The sequence below is a fragment of the Micromonospora chaiyaphumensis genome (assembly GCF_900091435.1).
Lineage (GTDB): Bacteria > Actinomycetota > Actinomycetes > Mycobacteriales > Micromonosporaceae > Micromonospora > Micromonospora chaiyaphumensis.
On sequence record NZ_FMCS01000002.1, the window covers coordinates 408,189 to 426,865 of the forward strand.

Below are 18,677 nucleotides of genomic sequence, written 5' to 3' on the forward strand. Positions count from 1 at the left end.
ACCGGCGTGACGGGATCGGACGCAAACTTCTTGATCAACGCGGTGCCGGCGCGGCGGCTCAGAGCTTGTACTCCTTCAGCAGGCCGCGGCTGATGATGGTCTTCTGGATCTCCGAGGTGCCCTCGCCGATGAGCAGGAACGGGGCCTCCCGCATCAGCCGCTCGATCTCGTACTCCTTCGAGTAGCCGTAGCCGCCGTGGATGCGGAACGCCTCCTGGACGACCTCGGCGCAGTATTCGGAGGCGAGCAGCTTGGCCATGCCGGCCTCGACGTCGTTGCGCTGGCCGGCGTCCTTGAGCCGGGCCGCGTTGACCATGAGGGAGTGAGCGGCCTCGATCTTCGTGCCCATCTCGGCGAGCTTGAACGCGACGGCCTGGTGCTTCGCGAGGGGCTGGCCGAAGGTGCGGCGCTGCTGGGCGTACGCGACGGCCAGCTCGAAGGCGCGGATCGAGATGCCGCAGGCACGGGCCGCCACGTTGACCCGGCCGACCTCGATGCCGTCCATCATCTGGTAGAAGCCGCGACCGACCTTCTCCTCCCCGCCGAGGACGGCCGAGGCGGGGACGGTGACGCCGTCGAGCACCATCTCGGTGGTCTCGACGCCCTTGTAGCCCATCTTGTCGATCTTGCCGGGGATGGTCAGGCCCGGGGCGGTCTCGCCGAAGCCGGGCTCCTTCTCCAGCAGGAAGGTGCTCATGTTGCCGTAGACCGAGTCGGCCCCGGTGTCGGTCTTGACGAGGGTGGCGACCACCGAGGAGTACGCGCCGTTGGTCAGCCACATCTTCTGGCCGTTGAGCACGTAGTTGTCGCCGTCGCGGACGGCCTTGGACTTGATCGCCGAGACGTCCGAGCCGCACTCGGGCTCCGACATCGAGAAGGCGCCGCGCACCTCGCCGGTGGCCATCCGGGGCAGCAGCCGGGCCTTCTGGTCGGCCGAGCCGTGCTGGGAGATCAGGTACGCCACGATGAAGTGGGTGTTGACGATGCCGGAGATCGACATCCAGCCCCGGGACAGCTCCTCGACCACGAGGGCGTAGGTCAGCAGGGACTCGCCGAGACCGCCGTACTCCTCGTCGATGGTCAGGCCGAACAGCCCCATCTCGCGCATCCCGTCGAGGATGTCGGTGGGGTACTCGTCGGCGTGCTCCAGCCGCTGGGCGTGCGGGATGATCTCCTTGTCGGCGAACTCCCGGACGGTTTCCAGGATCGACCGCTGCACGTCGGTCAGGCCGGGCGTCTGGGCGAGTCGGGCCATCTCAGCCTCCGGGGGATCGGCGCATTACTCGTGGGTAACTGAACGCTGGGTCAGTATCGGCCCCGGGACCGGCGGAGCCAAGGTGACCAGTCCACACAACCGCTGTGAAAAGGTTCACCGCTGCGGGTAGCGTCCGCAAGAGAGAGGGCCGTGGACCTGCGAGCGAGGGGGCGAGGAGGCGTGAGCCAACCACCCGGTGAGCCGGATCAGCCACCGTCGCCGTACGAGCCGCCGGCCTACGGCCAGCCGTACGGGGAGCCGCAGCAGCAGCCGTACGGGCAGCAGCAGCCGCACTGGGGGCACCAGCCGCCCGGGGCCGCCCAGCCGCCGTACGCCCCGCAACCCCCGTACGGCCAGTACGGGCCGCCCGGCCCCGGCCCGCAGCCCCGCGGCGGCGGCCCGAACGTGCTCGCCATCCTGTCGCTGGTCTTCGCCTTCGTCTTCGCCCCGGCCGGCATCGTCTGCGGCCATCTGGCCAAGCGGCAGATCCGGCAGACCGGCGAGGAGGGCGAGCAGCTCGCCACCTGGGGGCTGATCCTCAGCTACGTCTTCACCGCGCTGGGCCTGCTGGTCTGCTGCGGCTGGATCGGCCTGGCCATCTGGGCCAACTCGGACAACGGCAGCACCTACTGACCGTCAGCGGAACTCGGCCTCCCGCACGCTGTTGCCGCCGTCGACCACCAGCATCTGCCCCGTGATGTAGGAGGCGGCCGGCGAGCAGAGGAAGGCGATCGCCGCGGCCACCTCGTCGGGCGTGCCCGGGCGGCCGACCGGGGTGCCGAGGCCCTGCTTGATCTCGACCATCGTGGACGCCGCGGTGTGGATGATGCCCGGCGCCACCGCGTTCACGGTCACCCCGTCGGCGATCATCTCCATGGCCAGCGCCCGGGTCAGCCCGACCACGCCGGCCTTCGCGGCCGCGTAGCCGGCCTCGGTGGGCAGCGCGTTGACCGGCCCGGCGGTGGCCGCCAGGTTGACGATCCGCCCCCAGCCCCGCTCGGCCATCCCGCCGATGAACGCGCGGCTGCACAGGAACGCGGTGGTCAGGTTCCGGTCGATCTCGCCGCGCCACTCGTCGTAGGTCAGCTGGGCCACCGGCCGCAGCACCTCCGGGCTGGCCCGGCTCGCCAGGCCCGCGTTGTTGACCAGCACCTCGACGTCGCCGAGCTGTTCGGCCACCGCGTCGGCGAGCGCGCCCACCTCGGACTCGTCGGTGAGGTCGGCGACGAAGCCGGTGACGCCCAGCTCGCCGGCCCGGTCGTGGATGCGCCGCGTGGTGGAGACGATGGCCACCCGGGCGCCCAGGTCGGCCAGGCGGCGCGCGGTCGCGTACCCGATGCCGTCCGGACTTCCCGCGCCGGTGACCAGTGCGACGCGGCCGTCCAGGCGCATGGTGGCCGGTTCTTCCAACGGTGCGGGCTGGTCCTGGTCGGCGGAGCCGGCGGGGGCGCCGCCGCGCGGCCGGCGCACCAGGCCCGGCCGGCTGACGTCCCGTCGCGACCGACCACCGCGCGCGTCAAGTGCCATGCCGCGATCCTGCCCGCTGTGGACGTTCCGGGCAACGCGGCACCCGGAAAGGGGTACCTGCGACTTGCCCGGTGGTGGCTACCCTGACCGCACCACGTCCATGGAGATGATCTGATGACCTATCCCCCACCGTCCGGTGGTTGGCACGACCCGTCGGCGGCGGCCGGACCGCAGTCGAGCCCGCCGGCCGACCCGACACTGCCGATGGCGGGCGCTCCGATCCCCAGCCAGCCCACCGCGGCCGACCCCTACGCGGGCGCCGCGTCGCCCTACTCAGCCCCGGCCGGCGGCGACCCGTACGCGGCCGGTTACGCACCGGGCGCATATCCGCAGCCGGGGGCGTACCCGCCTCCGGCCGGTTATCCCGGATACGGTTACCCGCCCGCACCGAAGCAGAACGGCCTGGCCATCGCCGCGATGATCGTCTCGATCATCGGCGCCCTCGGCCTCTGCGGCTACGGCCTGGGCGGCTACATCGGCGTGGTGGGCGCGATCCTCGGCCACGTGTCCCGCAAGCAGATCAGGGAGCGCGGCGAGGGCGGCGAGGGCTTCGCCACCGCCGGCATCATCGTCGGCTGGATCGCCACCGCGCTGGCCGTGCTGGCCACCATCGCCATCGTGATCTTCATTGTCTGGGCGGCCAACCAGGACCCGTCCAGCTTCGACAGCACGACCGACTGAACCCGGCGGGCCGCCCCGGGTGCGAACTCGGGGCGGCCGGACCGGTCACTCCGACGGCGGGGTGAACGACGACGTGCGGCTCATCCCGGCGGCCCGGCCCTTGGCCGCGATCACCAGGGCCATCTTGCGGGACGCCTCGTCGATCATCTCGTCGCCGAGCATCACCGCGCCGAGCTTCCCGCCGGCCTCGGAGGTGTACCAGTCGTACGCGTCGAGGATCAGCTCGGCGTGGTCGTAGTCGGCCTGGGCCGGGGAGTAGACCTCGTTGGCCGCGTCGATCTGGCCCGGGTGCAGCACCCACTTGCCGTCGAAGCCCAGCGCCGCGGAGCGCTTCGCCACCTCACGGAACGCGTCGGTGTCCCGGATCTGCAGGAACGGGCCGTCGATGGCCTGCTTGTCGTGCATCCGGGCGGCCATCAGGATCCGCATGAGGATGTAGTGGTAGGGGTCGCCCGGGTAGTCCGGGATCAGCGCGCCGACCACCAGCGACTTCATGTTGATCGAGGCCATGAAGTCGGCCGGGCCGAAGATGATCGTCTCGACCCGGGGCGAGGCGGCCGCGATGGCGTCGACGTTGACGAGGCCGGCCGCGTTCTCGATCTGCGCCTCGATGCCGATCCGGCCGACCGCCAGGCCGAGCGTCTTCTCGATCTGGGTCAGCAGCAGGTCCAGCCAGTGCACCTGCTCGGCGTTCTGCACCTTCGGCAGCATGATGCAGTCCAGGTTGGCCCCGGCGCCCTCGACCACCTCGATGACGTCCCGGTAGGTCCACGGCGTGGTCAGGTCGTTCACCCGGACCACCCGGGTCTTGCCCGCCCAGTCGCCCTCGTTCAGCGCGGCGACGATGTTCTTGCGGGCGTCCGGCTTGGCCAGCGGGGCGACCGCGTCCTCCAGGTCGAGGAAGACCTGGTCGGCGGGGAGGCCCTGGGCCTTGCCGAGCATCTTGACGCTGGAGCCGGGTACCGCGAGGCAGGACCGGCGGGGGCGACCGACTGCGGCCATGGGTGCGCTCCTTCCAGCGTCCGGCGGGCACGCCGACGCCACCAGGTAGAAGACGAGAACTTAACGATCCCAAAGGGCGTTGTGACGCCACGGTAACCTCGTGCCGTGACCGGGGTGAATGGACCTGTGGAAGATCTCACTGAGCGTCGGACCGTGGTGGTGACCGGCGCCAGCTCGGGCATCGGCCTGGCCGCCGCGGTCGACCTGGCGCGCCGGGGCGACCGGGTGGTACTGGTGGGCCGCGATCCCGCCCGGCTGCGCGCCGCCGGGGACCGGGTGCGCGAGTCCTCCGGCGAGCAGCCCGAACTGTTCCGCGCCGACTTCGCCGTGCTGGACGACGTACGCGGGCTCGCCGAGCGGCTGCGCGCCGCGTACGACCGGATCGACGTGCTGGCCAACAACGCCGGGGCGATCGTGCTCCAGCCGGTCACCACCGTCGACGGCTTCGAGCTGAGCATGCAGGCCAACCACCTCGCGCCGTTCCTGCTCAGCAATCTGTTGCGGGACCGGGTCGGCCGGATGGTGGTGACCGCCTCGGGCGCGCACCGCAGCGGCCTGCTCGACCCGGACGACCTCAACGCCGCGCTGCGCCGCTACCGGCCGATGCGCGCGTACGGCACCAGCAAGCAGGCCAACATCCTGTTCACCGCCGAGGCGGCGCGGCGCTGGCCGGAGATCCCGGCGCACTCGTTCCACCCGGGCGTGGTGCGGACCCGGTTCGGCAACGAGAGCCGGCTGGTCGCCCTCGGCATGCGGCTGCTGCCGTTCCGCAGCCCCGAGAAGGGCGCCGAGACGCTCGTCTGGCTGGCCAACCAGGACCCGGCCCGGCTGGTCACCGGCGGCTACTACGCCGACCGGCGGCCCCGCCGGCCGCTGCCCAAGGCGGCCGACCCCGCCCTCGCCGCCCGGCTCTGGACCGCCAGCGCCAAGGCCGTCGGGATCGACGCCTGAGCCGTCTCCGGGTGCCCCGGGGGGCGGGTCGCTGCCATACTCCGCCGCATGACCGAACACGCGGAAGCGCCCCTGCTGGTCGCCCTGGTCGACCTGAGCGCCGATCCCGAGGCCGGGCGGCGCTACGAGGACGCGGTGCTCGCCCTGCTCGGGCGGCACGGCGGGCGGCTGGAGCGCCGGCTGCGCACCGGGGACGGGAAGACCGAGGTGCACGTGATCCGGTTCGCGGCGCGGGCCGGCTACGACGCCTTCCTGGTCGACCCGGAGCGGGTCGCGCTGCGGGCCGCGCTGGGCGACGCCGCCCCCACCACCCAGGTCCTCGACGTCCACGACGTCTGACGCTCACTCGGCGAGGTGGACCGGGACGCTGGTGACCACCACGCCGGGCAGCGCCCGGAGGGCGGCGCGGAGCCGCTGCTCGGCGCGGCTGTGCAGCGGGCGGTGCCAGCGGCGGCGGAGCACCACCTCCGGCACGATCACCGTGAGCGTCAGCTCGGGCCGGCTGGTGCGCAGCGCCTCCAGGTAGTGCGCGAGCGGCCCGATCACCGCCCGGTACGGCGACACGATGGTCTCCAGCCGCAGGTGGTCACCCCAGGCCTGCCACTGCTCGCGGAACCGGTCCGCCTCGGCCTCCTCCGGCGCGATGTGCACGGCCAGCGCCGGCTGGCCCAGCGACGCCGCGTACGCCAGCGCGCGCAACGACGCCCGGTTCAGCCGGGCCACCGGCACGACGACCAGGTGGCGTACCTCCTGGGGCAGTTCCTCGCCCTCGGCGGACCCGGCGGCCCCGGGCGGCGCGGTGGCCGGCGGGTGCAGCGCCAGCGCCTCGTTCAGCGTGGCGTAGTGGCGGTGGATCCGCCGGAACAGCAGGACCAGCAGCGGCACGGCGACCACCACCACCCAGGCGCCCTCGCTGAACTTGGCCACCGCGGCGGTGAGCAGCACCAGCCCGGACAGGGTGGCGCCGACGGCGTTGAGCGCCAGGCGCCGGTGCCAGCCCGGCCCGCGGTGGCGCCGCCAGTGCACCACCATGCCGGCCTGGGACAGGGTGAAGGCGAGGAAGACGCCGACGGCGTAGAGCGGGATCAGCGACTCGGTGTTGCCGCGGAAGGCGACGAAGATGAGCCCCGCCGCGATACAGAGCGCGACCAGGCCGTTGCTGAACGCCAGCCGGTCACCCATGTGCAGGAACCGGCGCGGCGCATGGCCGTCCCGGGCCATGAAGAAGAGCAGCCGGGGAAAGTCGTTGAACGCGGTGTTCGCCGCCAGCAGCAGGATCAGCGCGGTGGTGGCCTGGAGGAGCGCGTACCAGGGGCCGGCCGGGAAGGTCGCCCGGCCCACCTGGGAGAGCAGCGTCTCGCCCGGCCGCGGGACCAGGCCGTCCAGATGGATCAGCCCGATCAGGCCGGCGAAGAGCGCGACGAGCATGGCGACCATCCAGCCGAGCGTGGTGCGGGCGTTGCGCCACTCGGTGGGCCGGAACGCGGGGACCGCGTTCGACACCGCCTCGATGCCGGTCATCGACACCGCGCCGGAGGCGAACGCGCGCAGCACCACCAGCAGCCCCAGCCCTTCGGCGGCCGGCACCGCCGGCGGCGGCACCGGCGCGAAACCCCGGCCCGCCGCCCGCGCGTAACCGACCACCAGCAGCGCGAGGAGCGCGACCACGAAGGCGTACGTGGGGAGCACGAAGAGGTTGCCGGCGGTGCGCACACCGCGCAGGTTCCCGGCCAGCAGCACGGCGATCACCAGCACACCGAGCGGCACGGTGACCGGGGCCAGCCCGGGCAGCGCCGAGGTGACCGCGTGCACCCCGGCCGCCACCGACACCGACACGGTCAGCACGTAGTCGAGCATCAGCCCGGCCGCCGCCGCCAGTCCCGGGGTGGGTCCCAGGTTGTCGCTGGCCACGATGTACGAACCGGCCCCGTGCGGGTACGCCGGAATGGTCTGCCGGTAGGACACCCCGACCGCGATCATCAGCACCACCAGCAGGGCGGCCAGCGGCAGCGAGAGCCCGAGCGCGGCGCTGCCGGCCAGCACCAGCACGCTCAGCATCGCCTCCGGCCCGTACGCCACCGAGCTGAGCAGGTCGGAGGAGAGCACGGGCAGGGCGACCAGCTTGCGCATCCGCTCGTAGAGCACCGAGGCGCTGGAGATCGGTGGGCCGAACAGCGTCCGGCGGGCCCGGCTGAGCAGCCGCCCGGCCCGCGAGCCGGGCACGTGAGCCGGGCCGGTGGCCACCAGTTCGTCCGGCTCCTCGACGGTGAACATCTCGATCGGCGCCAGCCGGCCGAACCGGGTCGGCTGCGGAGGCCGGCCGCTGCGGCCGAGCGTCGGGTCGACGGGCAGGTCGTCCGGGTTGCGCGGCTCCCGCCAGCGTTCCCCGATCCGTCCCAGGGCCGCCCGCTCCTCGTGGCCGAGCGGCGGGAACTCGGCCGACGGGGTGACGACCGTCCCCCGCTCGGCCTCGTCGCCACCGTTCCCTGCCGCCCCCACCCCCGCACTGTCACGGAAACCGGTCCGGCGGGGAGCACTTTCCGGGAAAGCAGGGTCAGTCCGCCAGCGGTGCGGGGTCGGCGGGCACCGCGACCGGTTCGGTGCGGCGCCCGGCCCGGGCCCCGCCCAGGATGACGACGGCGACGCCGGCCAGCAGCAGCGCCAGTCCCGGCAGGGCGAGCGGGCGGGGGAACTGGCCGAGCCAGACCCCCGCGATCAGCGCCGCGCCGGGCGCCTCCAGCAGGATCAGCACGCTGACCGTGGTGGCCGAGACGCGGTGCAGGGCGTAGTTGAACATCGAGTGGCCGAGCAGTTGGGCGCCCGCCACGAGGCCGAGGATCGCCAGCCAGGTGCCGCCGTCGTAGCCGTGCAGGCGCACCCCACCGACCAGGCACACGACCAGCAGGATCGACCCGCAGACCCCGTAGCAGATGGTGGTGTAGGTCGTGGTGCTGATGCTGGCGCGGGCGCGCTCGCCGAAGGCGGTGTAGACCGCGGCGAACATGCCGCCCGCGACGGCCAGCAGGTCGCCGGCGAACGCCCGGCCGGAGACGCCGAAGTCGGCGCCGGTGGCCAGCACCGCGCCGAGCACGGCCACCGCGATGCCGGCCCAGACCGCCGCGGGCAGCCGCCGCCCCTGCCAGCGGGCGATCAGCCCCTGCCAGACCGGCTGGGTGGCGCCCAGCGCGGTGGCCGCGGCCACGGAGGTGAGCTGCGCGCTCGGCATCCAGGTGGCGAAGTGGGCGGCCAGCGCCACCCCGGAGAGTACGCAGAAGAGCCCCTCCCGCCGGCCCGCGCCGGCGGTCAGCGCCCGGAACTCGGCCCGCCGCCGGGTCAGCGAGACCGGGCCGAGGACGGCCAGCGAGAGCACGTTGCGCCAGAAGGCGATGGCGAGGGCCGGCGCGGCGGCGAACGCGACCAGCGGCGCGGAGGACGAGACGGCGGTGACGGCCAGCGCGAGCGCGCCGACGGTCGGTGCGTCGAGCGGCGGGCGGTGCGGAGGGTGGGACACGGAGAGCAATACTCACACGCCGCCCGGCACCACGGACGGTCATCGGTCCGTTACGATCATGCGCGTCCCGGCGATCCCCCTCGACGTCCGGAGGCGTTCCCCCATGCCCAGGTTCCAGGCGGTGCTGTTCGACTTCTTCGGCACGCTGACCCGTTGCGTCCAGCGCGGGTCCGCGCACCGCACCATCGCCGAGCTGCTCGGTTGCTCGGTCGACACCCTCATCGACGTCCTCGACCGCAGCTACTACCAGCGGGCCAGCGGGCGGTTCGGCAACGCCGAGGCGACCCTGCGCTGGGTCTGCGGGCAGGCCGGCGTGCACCCCTCCGACGAGGCGGTACGCGCCGCCGTCGCCTGCCGGCACCGGGCGGTGCGCGCCGACACCCGGTTGCGTGCCGAGGCGGTGCCGGTGCTGGCCGCGCTGCGCGGGCAGGGCGTCCGCACCGGCCTCATCAGCGACTGCACCCACGAGCTGCCGGCGTTCCTGCCCCAACTGGCGGTCGCCCCGCTGCTCGACGTCCGGGTCTTCTCCGTGCAGGTCGGGCGCTGCAAGCCCGATCCGGCGCTCTACCTGGCCGCCTGCCACCGGCTCGACCTCACGCCGACCGACTGCCTCTACGTCGGGGACGGCGGCAGCCAGGAACTCACCGGCGCCGAGCGGGCCGGCATGACGGCGGTCCGGCTGGCCGCACCGGACCTGGCCGGTCACATGGTGTTCAACGCCGACCACGGCTGGCACGGCCCGGTGCTGACCTCGCTCACCGAGGTGCTCGACCTGCTCGATCCGGTCGCCGTGGGGTGACCGACCGGGCGCGGCGGCTCAGCGGCGGCGGACCTTGTGCAGCCGGAACGGCTTGCGGGTGGCCCGGACCACCGGCGTCTCCCGGGGCTGCTCGGCCAGCGAGCCGGCCGGCAGGTCGGCTCCGGCCACGGCGGTGCCCGCCGGGCTCAGCCGGGTCAGGGCGCAGCCCTCGGCCGCCCAGCGGGCCACCAGGTCGGCGGCGGGGCCGGGTGCGTTCAGCCGCTTCGCGGCGACCAGCGGCGCGGCGGTCTCCCACTCCGCGCTTCCCGGTCGCAGGCGGGTGACCCGGGCCGGCCAGGTGACGATCCGGCCGCCGTGGTCGCCGCGCAGGGTCACCTCGGCCACGCCCGCGTCGGCCAGCCCGGGAGCGGACTGCTCGCCCGGGCCGGTCACCACCAGCAGCGCGCCGTCCAGCGGCAGGCACCAGAGACCGTACGCCGGGCCGCCGTCGACGCTGACCCAGCAGACGGCCGCCTTCTTCACGGCCTCGTCCACGAGCGGTGTGGCGGTCCGCTCGACCTCGTCGCTCACTCCGGCATCCTCCCGCATCCCGGCCCGGCCGGGCACGTCCTCAGCGGCACGCTACCGCGCCGCGACCGGCCACCTCAGCCGACGAAGGGCGGGACGGCGATCTCGCCCCGGGCCACCGGCATGACGTGGCCGGCGACGGTCGCGCCCACCGCCACCCCGCCGGCCGCGGTCACCGTGCAGGCCAGCGCGGACGGCCGGTTGATCTCGATGCCCTGGCGGACCGCGTACTCGGAGCGGCCCTCGCCGGGCAGCAGCCCGCTGGCCACCAGCCACACGCCCAGGCCCAGGGCGGCCGAGCCGGTCGCCGGGTCCTCCGGCACCCCGAGGCCCGGCACGAAGACGCGAGCGTGCGCGGTTTGCGTGTCGGCGTCCCAGGAGAAGACGCTGACGTGCTCCACGCCGTACCGCTCCGCCGCCGCCGCGTTCACCTTGGCGCGGGCCACCGCGTCCGGGCGTACCGGAAGGTAGGGAAACTCCAGGCCGCAGCCGGCGACCCGGGGCGCCGGGCCGGCGTGGTCCACGGCGGTGAGGCCGGCCATCTCCAGCAGCGGCTCCGGGTCCAGCTCGGGCCCCAGGGTCGGGGTCCCGCCGGTGAGCGTCGCGCCGGTCGGGGTGACCTCGATGGGCAGCACGCCCGCGCCGCACTCCTGGGTGACCCTGCCCACATCGAACAGGCCGCGCCGGCTCGCGGTCACCGCGGCGCCCACACTGGGGTGCCCGGCGAACGGCAGCTCCTCGGCCGGGGTGAAGATCCGCGCCCGGTACGTCGCACCGACCTGCGTGGGCGGCAGCACGAACACCGTCTCGGACAGGTTGAACTCCAGCGCGAGCGCCTGCATCTGCTCGGTGGCGAGCCCTTCCGCGCCGAACACCACGGCCAGCGGGTTGCCGGCGAACGGGCGATCGGTGAAGACGTCCACGATCTCGTAGGCCAAGGTCGACATGTTGATAAACACTAGGCCCTTAGGCTGGTGCCCGTGAGCACGCCGAACCGGGTCTACATCGCTCGACTCGCCGGAGTCGCCGTCTTCGACCCGAACGGCGACCAGGTGGGCCGGATCCGGGACGCCGTCGCCCGGGTGCGGCCGACCCAACGCCCGCCGGAGGTGGTGGGGCTGGTCGCCGAGATGCCGATGCGGCGACGCATCTTCCTCTCCATCAACCGGATCACCTCCATCGACCCGGACGCCGTGGTGCTCGGCAGCGGCACGCTCAACCTGCGCCGGTTCGAGAAGCGCCCCAACGAGCTGCTGGTGCTCCAGGAGCTGCTGGACCGGCGGGTCCAGCTGGACACCGGGCAGGCCGGCTCGGTGGTCGACGTGGCGATGGAGAGCAGCCGCGGCGGCGAGTGGGCCCTGACCCGGGTCGCCGTCCGCGAGCAGACCAGCCGGCTCGCCCGCCGCGGCCACCTGCACCAGGTGGAGTGGGACCGGGTGCGCGGCCTCGGCGGCATCGCCGACAACCGGGGTACGGCCAACCTGCTCGCCGTGCTGGAGGACATGCGCCCGGCCGACCTGGCCAACGCCCTGCAGGACCTGCCCGACGCCCGGCGCAACGAGGTGGCCGCCGCGCTGGACGACGAGCGCCTCGCCGACGTGCTGGGCGAGCTGCCCGAGCACGACCAGGTGGAGATCCTGGCCGCGCTGGACCGGGAACGTGCCGCGGACGTGCTGGAGGAGATGGACCCGGACGACGCCGCCGACCTGCTCAACGAGCTGCCCCCGCCCGAACAGGACGTGCTGCTCGACCTCATGGAGCCGGACGAGGCCACCCCGGTCCGCCAGTTGCTGCGCTACGCCTCCGGCACCGCCGGCAGCGTGATGACCTCCGAGCCGGTGATCCTGCCGCCGGACGCCACGGTGGCCGAGGCGCTGGCCCGCATCCGCGAACCGCAGCTCTCCCCCGCCGTGGCCGCGCAGGTCTTCGTCACCCGCGCCCCGCTCACCACGCCGACCGGGCGCTACCTGGGCATGGTCCACTTCCAGGCGCTGCTCCGGGAGCCACCGGCCGACCTGCTCGGCGGGATCGTGGTCAACGACATCGACCCGCTGCGGCCGACCACCCCGCTGCCCGAGATCACCCGCCGGATGGCCACGTACGACCTGGTGGCCATGCCGGTGGTCGACCGGTCCATGCGGCTGGTCGGCGCGGTGACCGTGGACGACGTGCTCGACCACTCACTGCCGCGGGACTGGCGGGACCGGGACGCCATGGCGACCGCGCCCGCCGCCGACGAGGAGACCCTGGACGGCGGCAATGGCTGACCAGCGACGCACCGAGCGGCTGGACCAGCCGCGCGCACCCCGGGGCCTCCGGCTGCCCCGGATCGACGCGGAGACCTTCGGCCGCTGGTCGGAGGGCATCGCCCGGGGCATGGGCACGGCGAACTTCATCGTCTACATGACGCTGGTGATCGCCGCCTGGTTCGCCTGGAACACCCTGGCGCCGGAGAACCTGCGCTTCGACCCGTACACCTTCACGTTCCTGACCCTGGTGCTCTCGCTCCAGGCCTCGTACGCGGCCCCGCTGATCCTGCTCGCGCAGAACCGGCAGGCCGACCGGGACCGGATCGCGCTGGAGGAGGACCGGCGGCGGGCCACCATGCAGAAGGCCGACACGGAATACCTGGCCCGGGAGATCGCCGCGCTGCGCATCGCGCTGGGCGAGGTGGCGACCCGGGACTTCCTCCGCTCCGAGCTGGCCCGGCTGGCCGAGGAGCTGGACGAGGCGGCCGAGCGGCGGCGGAAGCTGGAGCGCCGCCAGCAGGAGCGGGAGGCCCGCCGGCAGGCCGGTGGGGAGCCGCTCGACGAGCCCCGCGACGACCTCGACGGGGACTTCGCCCACGACGGGCGCTTCGACGGCTGAGGCTGCCCCGGCACGTATTGAACGCCGTGCGCCTCAAGGGGCCAGGCGAGCGGCGTTCGGTTCGATCGTCCCACTTCGCGGCACGGCCCGTCCACCCCTCGGGCGGCCATCGATTCGCTCACACCGGCCCCCGCCAGCGGCGGACGCCGATGACCACCGACGTAGCATTGCGGACATGTCAGCACCCGTCAGCACCATCTCCGACGCGATTCAGGCCGCCCTGGCCACCGTCAACGACCCGGAGATCCGTCGGCCGATCACCGAGCTCGGCATGGTCCGTTCCGCCGTGGTCGGCGACGACGGCGTGGTCCGGGTCGAGCTGCTGCTCACCGTGGCCGGCTGCCCGCTGAAGGACAAGCTGCGCACCGACATCACCGCCGCCGTCGGGGCGGTGCCCGGCGTGACCGGCGTCGAGATCGAGTTCGGCGTGATGAGCCCGGAGCAGCGCCAGGAGCTCCAGTCGAAGCTGCGCGGTGGCGGCGCCAGCGCCGAACCGGTCATCCCGTTCGCCCAGCCCGGCTCCCGCACCCGCGTCTACGCGGTCGCCAGCGGCAAGGGCGGCGTCGGCAAGTCCAGCGTCACGGTCAACCTGGCCGCCGCGCTGGCCGCCCGCGGCCTCTCGGTCGGCGTGGTGGATGCCGACATCTACGGCCACTCGGTGCCCCGGATGCTCGGCGCCGACGGCGCGCCCACCCGCGTCGAGGACATGATCATGCCGCCGCAGTCGCACGGCGTGAAGGTCATCTCGATCGGCATGTTCACCCCGGGCAACGCGGCAGTCGTCTGGCGCGGCCCGATGCTGCACCGGGCCCTGCAGCAGTTCCTCGCCGACGTCTACTGGGGTGACCTGGACGTCCTCCTGCTCGACCTGCCCCCGGGCACCGGCGACATCGCGATCTCGGTGGCGCAGCTCCTGCCGAACGCTGAGATCCTGGTCGTCACCACCCCGCAGGCGGCCGCCGCCGAGGTGGCCGAGCGGGCCGGCGCCATCGCGCTGCAGACCCACCAGCGGGTGGTCGGCGTGATCGAGAACATGTCCTGGCTGGAGCTGCCGGACGGCTCCCGGATGGAGGTCTTCGGGGCCGGCGGCGGCGCGGCCGTCGCGGAGTCGCTGACCCGGACCATCGGCGCGCAGGTGCCGGTGCTGGGGCAGATCCCCATGGACACCCGGGTGCGCGAGGGCGGCGACGCCGGCACCCCGATCGTGCTGGCCCAGCCGGACGCCCCGGCCGCCCGCGCGCTGGTGCAGGTCGCCGACCGCCTCGCGGTGCGCCGCGAGTCGCTGCTCGGCAAGCCCCTGGGTCTCAAGCCCTCCGGTCGCTGACCCCGGACAGCCCAGCCACCGACCCTCTCCGGCACCGGCCGGGGAGGGTCGCTCGGTCTGTGGGGCTCAGGTGGCGTCGTCGTAGGAGGGGCGCGGCGCCGGCGCCGGGGCCCCGCCGGTGGCGGTGGCCGGCCGGGTGCCGTTGGTCCGCAGATCGGCCGCCTTGGCCACGTCCTTCAGGTCCTCGTGCACGCCGGTGACGTCCGAGCGCAGGTTGTCGTACATGCTCTGCAGCGGCTTCCGGAGGGCCTGCTCGTCCTCCTCGCTGAGCAGGTGCTTCCGGATGAACGCCTTCGGGTGCAGGTCCTCCAGCTGGATGTCCGTGCCCAGCTCGCGGCTCAGGTCACCGGTGGCGTTCCGCGCCATGTTGCGCAGGTTGCGGACCATCCGGAGGCCGTCGTTGATCACCGTGGGCAGCCGGTCCCCGAAGATCAACAGTGCCAGGAGCAGCAGGGCGCCGATCTCCCACCAGTTCAGGTTCTCGAACACTCGGCCTCCTCGTGGCGCGTCAGGGCAAGACTACGCACGTCAGGTGGCCGGCCGGGAGGGGGTGAGGCATGCTCACTTGGCGTCTGCGGCGAGCGTCACCGAGGCGTTCTGCCGATCCGACCCGCGCCGGTACTCCACCGTCACCACCGAGCCGGGGGCGTACTTGCGGACCAGGGCCACCAGGTCGGTCGGATCGTTCATCGGGTGCCGGTCGAGCCGGAGCACCACGTCTCCGGTACGCAGCCCGGCCGCCGCGGCCGGGCCGGCCGGCTCGACGCCGTTGAGGCGGACGCCGCCGCCGCTCACGCCGGTGCCGCCGACCTGGGCGCCGATCACCGTGCGCCGGGCCTTGCCGGTGCCGATGATGTCCTCGGTGACCCGCTTCGCCTGGTTGATCGGGATGGCGAAGGCGAGCCCGATGTTGCCGGCCTCCTGCCCGTCGGCGACCAGCGACTTGATCGTCGAGTTGACGCCGACCACCCGGCCCGCCCCGTCGACCAGCGGGCCGCCCGAGTTGCCGTGGTTGACGGCCGCGTCGGTCTGGATCGCCGCGTAGTAGCGGGTCGGCCCGCCCGGCTCGCCGGCCATCATGGTGCGGTCGAGCGCGCTGACGATGCCGGCGGTCACCGTGTTGGCCAGGGAGAGCGGCGAGCCGATGGCGAGCACCGGGTCGCCGACGGCGAGCGCGTCGGAGTCGCCGAACTCCACCGGCTTCAGCCCGGCGCGGGTCACCTTGATGACCGCGATGTCGGACTCCGGGTCCTGCCCGACTACCGTGCCGGGGGCGGTGCTGCCGTCGTTGAAGACCACCGTGGCCTTGCCGGGGCCGCCCGCCACCACGTGGTCGTTGGTGACGATGTGCCCGTCGGCGCTCACCACGAAGCCGGAGCCCTCGCTGGTGCCGCCGAGGCTGGCCACCCGGACCGTGACCACGCTGGGCAGCACCTTCTCGGCGACCCCGGCCAGTGACTCGGGCTTGCGCTGGGCGAGCGCCGGGGCCTGGCCCGACTGCGCGCCCAGGGTCGGCACGCCCCCTCCGCCGCGCAGGAACGCGTAGGTCAGGGCGCTGCCGAGCGAGCCGGCGAGCAGGGCGGTGATCAGCGAGACCAGCACCACCTGGCGCAGGCCCGGCCGCCTCGGCGCGTCGGGGTCGGTCACCGGTTCCGGCTCGCCGCTCCCGGCGACCGGGGCGGCCGGCACCACAACGGCAGCGGGCGCGTACGGGTCGCGCCAGGGGTCGGCGAGCGCGTCGGACCACCAGGGCGAGGTGCCGCCCCCGGCGCCCTGCGGCGGCTGCCCCTGCGCCGGCCCTCCCGCCGGTGCCGGGCTCCCGCCGGGCTGGCGCCAGTCCCAGCCGTCGGTCACGTCGGTGCCTCCCAGTCCGTCCCCCACGCCCCGCGCCGGGCGGTCGGCGGAGCCGGCCGTGCCGCACGGGACTCCGTCCAGGATTGCACGGATGCCCCGAGTGGAGTCAGGGGTTGCCGCGCGTGATCGTCCGAGGGCCGACTCGCGGCTGCGCCCGTTGAGGCACGCCTCTAGGCTCTCAGTGCCAACCGACCCCTCGCACCAGTCCGCCCGGAGGTGTCCCATCGCCACGGTCGCCGGCTCCGGCAACTCGACCGCCCAGGTGCTCCAGTTCGCCGAGTCGTACGTCACCGAGGATCTCGTGCTGCGGACGGCCCGCGCCCTGGCCCATGAGGTGGGCGTGGACGCGGTGACGCCGGGCGCCGGCGCCGCGCTGCGCCTGCTCGCCGCCGCCGGGAACGCGCGGGCGGTGGTCGAGATCGGCACCGGCACCGGCGTGAGCGGCGTCTGGCTGCTCCGCGGCATGCGCCCCGACGGGGTGCTCACCACCATCGACGTGGAGGTCGAGCACCAGCGCATCGCCCGGCGGCTGTTCCAGGAGGCGGGTTTCGCGTCGGGGCGTACCCGGATCATCACGGGCCGGGCCCTCGACGTGCTGCCGCGGCTCGCGGACGGCGCCTACGACCTGGTCTTCGTCGACGCCGAGGCGGCCGGCTTCGCGGCCTGCGTGGACGCGGCGCTGCGGCTGCTGCGCCCCGGTGGCGTGCTCGCGCTCAACGGGGCCCTGGCCGGCGGCCGGATCGGTGACCCGGCCGCCCGCGACGTGGAGACGGTGAGCGTGCGGGAGACCATCAAGGCCATCCGCGAGTCGGAGCACTGGGTGCCGGCGCTGCTGCCCGTCGGGCACGGCCTGCTCGCGGCCGTGAAGGGCTGACCGCCCCGGCCGGTCAGCCCAGCGTGGCCAGCCAGCGCAGCAGGCCGCGGACGCCCCAGCCGGTGGCGCCCTTGACCAGCTCGCCGTGCACGTCGTCCGACCAGGAGGGTGCGGACATGTCCACGTGCACCCAGCGGTCCCGCAGCTCGCCGGTGAACTCCCGGAGGAAGAGCGCGGCCACCACGGAGCCGGCGCCCCGGTTCGGCGAGCTGTGCAGGTCGGCGATGTCGCTGCCCAGGTACTCGACGTAGTCGTCGGCCAGCGGCATCCGCCAGGCCCGCTCGCCGGCCGCCGTGATCGCGGCCAGCAGGCCGGCGGCGAGGTCGTCGTTCTCGCTGTAGAGGGCGGCGTGCCGCTTGCCCAGCGCCACGGCGTTCGCACCGGTCAGGGTGGCCAGGTCGACCAGCAGGTCGGGCTTCAGCTCCCGGACCGCGTACGCCATGGCGTCGGCGAGCACCAGCCGGCCCTCGGCGTCGGAGTTGGTGCTCTCGCTGGTCAGGCCGCCGTAGTGGCGGATGATGTCGCCGGGGCGGAACGCCGAGCCGCTGACCATGTTCTCGGCGAGCGGGGCGAGCGTGGTGACCCGCACGGGCAGGTCCAGCGCGGCGGCGCCCAGGGTGGCGGCGATCACGGCGGCGGCGCCGGCCATGTCCTTGCGCATCAGCTTCATGGCGGGCACCGGCTTGATCGAGATGCCGCCGGTGTCGAAGGTGATCCCCTTACCCACCAGCACCACGTGGGTACGCGCGCCGGCCGGTCGCCAGTCCAGCTCGACCAGGCGGGGGCCGCTGGCCGAGCCGCCGCCGACGGCCAGGATGCCGCCGAAGCCCTCGGCGACCAGTTCCTCCGGCTCGCGCACCCGCAGGTGCAGGTCGGTGCGGCCGGACGCGGCCGAGGCCACCTGGGCGGCGAACCACTCCGGGTTCTTGGTGGACGAGGGGGTGTTGGTCAGGTCCCGGGCCAGCCGGGTCATCTCGGCGGTGGTCCGGGCGGTGTTCAGGGTCGGGGCGAGCCCCTCCGGATCCCCGACCACGACGTCCACCTCGGCCAGGGCGGGCGTGCCGCCGGCCTGGGTCAGCCGGTAGCGGTAGGAGCCCAGCAACAGCCCCTCGGCCAGGCCGCGCAGCGCGTCCGTGGCGTCGTCCGGCAGCACGATCGTGATGTGCGTCTCATCCTTGGCGGCCCGGGCCAGCGCCGCGCCGGCGTGCCGCCAGCCGTGCTCGTCGCCGTCGCCGACGCCGAGCAGCCAGAGCCGGGCGGGGGTGCCGCCGGGCCGCAGGTGCTCCCGCACCTCGCCGGCGGCGCCGGTGAGCCGGGCGGCGGACAGCAGCGCCACCGCCTCGGCCCGGACGTCGTCACCGGGCGGGGCGGCGGTGGGGACCAGCGCGGCCGGGGCGTCCGGCCCTTCGGGACGAATGGGCAGGACGAGGGTGTCGGGCCGCGTGGGACCGCTCACCAGACGAATGGCCAGCACGCTGGACCGTACCTCCGAAACTGCTTGAA

Annotated in this window: 19 protein-coding genes; 9 read left to right on the top strand and 10 right to left on the bottom strand. The window is 74.0% G+C overall.

Annotated features, from left to right (window positions below; translation table 11 throughout):
- Nucleotides 1–58: 58 nt before the first annotated feature.
- On the bottom strand, nt 59–1,255 hold the full coding sequence (locus GA0070214_RS07680; protein ID WP_091260765.1) for an acyl-CoA dehydrogenase family protein: 1,197 nt from the start codon (nt 1,253–1,255) through the stop codon (nt 59–61).
- Between the two features lie 180 nt (nt 1,256–1,435).
- Between GA0070214_RS07680 and GA0070214_RS07685 the strand changes: the two genes are divergently transcribed.
- Entirely contained in the window at nt 1,436–1,888 is a 453-nt protein-coding gene (locus GA0070214_RS07685) for a DUF4190 domain-containing protein (protein WP_091260767.1), read from the top strand.
- Between the two features lie 3 nt (nt 1,889–1,891).
- On the opposite strand, the gene GA0070214_RS07690 is transcribed toward GA0070214_RS07685, so the two are convergent.
- Nucleotides 1,892–2,782, bottom strand: coding sequence for an SDR family NAD(P)-dependent oxidoreductase (locus GA0070214_RS07690; RefSeq protein ID WP_091260769.1), 891 nt, complete (start codon nt 2,780–2,782; stop codon nt 1,892–1,894).
- A 114-nt stretch (nt 2,783–2,896) separates the two neighbouring features.
- On the opposite strand from GA0070214_RS07690, the gene GA0070214_RS07695 reads away from it, so the two are divergent.
- Nucleotides 2,897–3,463, top strand: coding sequence for a DUF4190 domain-containing protein (locus GA0070214_RS07695; RefSeq protein ID WP_091260771.1), 567 nt, complete (start codon nt 2,897–2,899; stop codon nt 3,461–3,463).
- 45 nt (nt 3,464–3,508) lie between these two features.
- On the opposite strand, the gene GA0070214_RS07700 is transcribed toward GA0070214_RS07695, so the two are convergent.
- Nucleotides 3,509–4,465: an HpcH/HpaI aldolase/citrate lyase family protein gene (locus tag GA0070214_RS07700; RefSeq protein ID WP_091260773.1), complete on the bottom strand. Its 957-nt coding sequence runs from the start codon at nt 4,463–4,465 to the stop codon at nt 3,509–3,511.
- Nucleotides 4,466–4,591: 126 nt separating this feature from the next.
- On the opposite strand from GA0070214_RS07700, the gene GA0070214_RS07705 reads away from it, so the two are divergent.
- The gene (locus GA0070214_RS07705) at nt 4,592–5,416 is read left to right on the top strand and encodes an SDR family NAD(P)-dependent oxidoreductase (RefSeq protein ID WP_091260775.1); all 825 of its coding nucleotides are present in this window, start codon (nt 4,592–4,594) and stop codon (nt 5,414–5,416) included.
- 48 nt (nt 5,417–5,464) lie between these two features.
- Entirely contained in the window at nt 5,465–5,755 is a 291-nt protein-coding gene (locus GA0070214_RS07710; RefSeq protein WP_091260776.1) for a hypothetical protein, read from the top strand.
- 3 nt (nt 5,756–5,758) lie between these two features.
- Here the strand turns inward: GA0070214_RS07710 and GA0070214_RS07715 are convergent, their stop codons facing one another.
- On the bottom strand, nt 5,759–7,915 hold the full coding sequence (locus tag GA0070214_RS07715) for an APC family permease (RefSeq protein ID WP_091260778.1): 2,157 nt from the start codon (nt 7,913–7,915) through the stop codon (nt 5,759–5,761).
- Nucleotides 7,916–7,970: 55 nt separating this feature from the next.
- Nucleotides 7,971–8,936 (bottom strand): DMT family transporter, encoded by a 966-nt coding sequence (locus GA0070214_RS07720; protein ID WP_377462740.1) that lies wholly within the window; start codon nt 8,934–8,936, stop codon nt 7,971–7,973.
- A 94-nt stretch (nt 8,937–9,030) separates the two neighbouring features.
- Here GA0070214_RS07720 and GA0070214_RS07725 point away from each other — a divergent pair, with 94 nt between their 5' ends.
- Nucleotides 9,031–9,726 carry an HAD family hydrolase gene (locus GA0070214_RS07725; RefSeq protein WP_091260780.1) on the top strand — a complete coding sequence of 232 codons (696 nt, stop codon included), beginning with the start codon at nt 9,031–9,033 and terminating at the stop codon, nt 9,724–9,726.
- Between the two features lie 18 nt (nt 9,727–9,744).
- Here GA0070214_RS07725 and GA0070214_RS07730 read toward each other — a convergent pair whose 3' ends face one another.
- Together GA0070214_RS07730 and GA0070214_RS07735 are read right to left on the bottom strand one after the other, a co-directional pair.
- On the bottom strand, nt 9,745–10,275 hold the full coding sequence (locus GA0070214_RS07730) for a hypothetical protein (protein WP_208602692.1): 531 nt from the start codon (nt 10,273–10,275) through the stop codon (nt 9,745–9,747).
- Nucleotides 10,276–10,331: 56 nt separating this feature from the next.
- Complete coding sequence (locus GA0070214_RS07735) at nt 10,332–11,201, bottom strand: PhzF family phenazine biosynthesis protein (RefSeq protein WP_091260784.1); 870 nt, start codon at nt 11,199–11,201, stop codon at nt 10,332–10,334.
- A gap of 33 nt (nt 11,202–11,234) precedes the next feature.
- Here GA0070214_RS07735 and GA0070214_RS07740 point away from each other — a divergent pair, with 33 nt between their 5' ends.
- The 3 genes from GA0070214_RS07740 (at nt 11,235) to GA0070214_RS07750 (ending at nt 14,446) form a co-directional block, all read left to right on the top strand.
- On the top strand, nt 11,235–12,521 hold the full coding sequence (locus GA0070214_RS07740; protein WP_091260785.1) for a magnesium transporter MgtE N-terminal domain-containing protein: 1,287 nt from the start codon (nt 11,235–11,237) through the stop codon (nt 12,519–12,521).
- Complete coding sequence (locus GA0070214_RS07745) at nt 12,514–13,122, top strand: DUF1003 domain-containing protein (RefSeq protein WP_091260787.1); 609 nt, start codon at nt 12,514–12,516, stop codon at nt 13,120–13,122. The genes GA0070214_RS07740 and GA0070214_RS07745 overlap by 8 nt, the downstream gene beginning before the upstream one ends.
- 175 nt (nt 13,123–13,297) lie before the next feature.
- Entirely contained in the window at nt 13,298–14,446 is a 1,149-nt protein-coding gene (locus GA0070214_RS07750; RefSeq protein ID WP_091260789.1) for a P-loop NTPase, read from the top strand.
- Between the two features lie 66 nt (nt 14,447–14,512).
- Here GA0070214_RS07750 and GA0070214_RS07755 read toward each other — a convergent pair whose 3' ends face one another.
- Both GA0070214_RS07755 and GA0070214_RS07760 read right to left on the bottom strand, forming a co-directional pair.
- Nucleotides 14,513–14,935 carry a twin-arginine translocase TatA/TatE family subunit gene (locus GA0070214_RS07755; protein WP_091260793.1) on the bottom strand — a complete coding sequence of 141 codons (423 nt, stop codon included), beginning with the start codon at nt 14,933–14,935 and terminating at the stop codon, nt 14,513–14,515.
- A 72-nt stretch (nt 14,936–15,007) separates the two neighbouring features.
- A complete protein-coding gene (locus GA0070214_RS07760) occupies nt 15,008–16,315 on the bottom strand; it encodes a S1C family serine protease (RefSeq protein WP_208602693.1) in 1,308 nt (435 codons plus the stop codon).
- A gap of 247 nt (nt 16,316–16,562) precedes the next feature.
- Between GA0070214_RS07760 and GA0070214_RS07765 the strand changes: the two genes are divergently transcribed.
- Nucleotides 16,563–17,174 carry an O-methyltransferase gene (locus tag GA0070214_RS07765; protein ID WP_208602694.1) on the top strand — a complete coding sequence of 204 codons (612 nt, stop codon included), beginning with the start codon at nt 16,563–16,565 and terminating at the stop codon, nt 17,172–17,174.
- A gap of 13 nt (nt 17,175–17,187) precedes the next feature.
- On the opposite strand, the gene GA0070214_RS07770 is transcribed toward GA0070214_RS07765, so the two are convergent.
- On the bottom strand, nt 17,188–18,648 hold the full coding sequence (locus GA0070214_RS07770; protein ID WP_091260798.1) for a leucyl aminopeptidase family protein: 1,461 nt from the start codon (nt 18,646–18,648) through the stop codon (nt 17,188–17,190).
- Nucleotides 18,649–18,677 lie beyond the last annotated feature (29 nt).

Excerpts from the sequence above, each read along its gene's own strand:
- GA0070214_RS07700 (WP_091260773.1), bottom strand. The coding sequence starts at position 4,465 with ATGGCCGCAGTCGGTCGCCCCCGCCGGTCCTGCCTCGCGGTACCCGGC.
- GA0070214_RS07750 (WP_091260789.1), top strand. The coding sequence starts at position 13,298 with ATGTCAGCACCCGTCAGCACCATCTCCGACGCGATTCAGGCCGCCCTG.
- GA0070214_RS07710 (WP_091260776.1), top strand. The coding sequence starts at position 5,465 with ATGACCGAACACGCGGAAGCGCCCCTGCTGGTCGCCCTGGTCGACCTG.
- GA0070214_RS07735 (WP_091260784.1), bottom strand. The coding sequence starts at position 11,201 with ATGTCGACCTTGGCCTACGAGATCGTGGACGTCTTCACCGATCGCCCG.
- GA0070214_RS07725 (WP_091260780.1), top strand. The coding sequence starts at position 9,031 with ATGCCCAGGTTCCAGGCGGTGCTGTTCGACTTCTTCGGCACGCTGACC.
- GA0070214_RS07745 (WP_091260787.1), top strand. The coding sequence starts at position 12,514 with ATGGCTGACCAGCGACGCACCGAGCGGCTGGACCAGCCGCGCGCACCC.
- GA0070214_RS07690 (WP_091260769.1), bottom strand. The coding sequence starts at position 2,782 with ATGGCACTTGACGCGCGCGGTGGTCGGTCGCGACGGGACGTCAGCCGG.
- GA0070214_RS07730 (WP_208602692.1), bottom strand. The coding sequence starts at position 10,275 with ATGCGGGAGGATGCCGGAGTGAGCGACGAGGTCGAGCGGACCGCCACA.
- GA0070214_RS07695 (WP_091260771.1), top strand. The coding sequence starts at position 2,897 with ATGACCTATCCCCCACCGTCCGGTGGTTGGCACGACCCGTCGGCGGCG.
- GA0070214_RS07680 (WP_091260765.1), bottom strand. The coding sequence starts at position 1,255 with ATGGCCCGACTCGCCCAGACGCCCGGCCTGACCGACGTGCAGCGGTCG.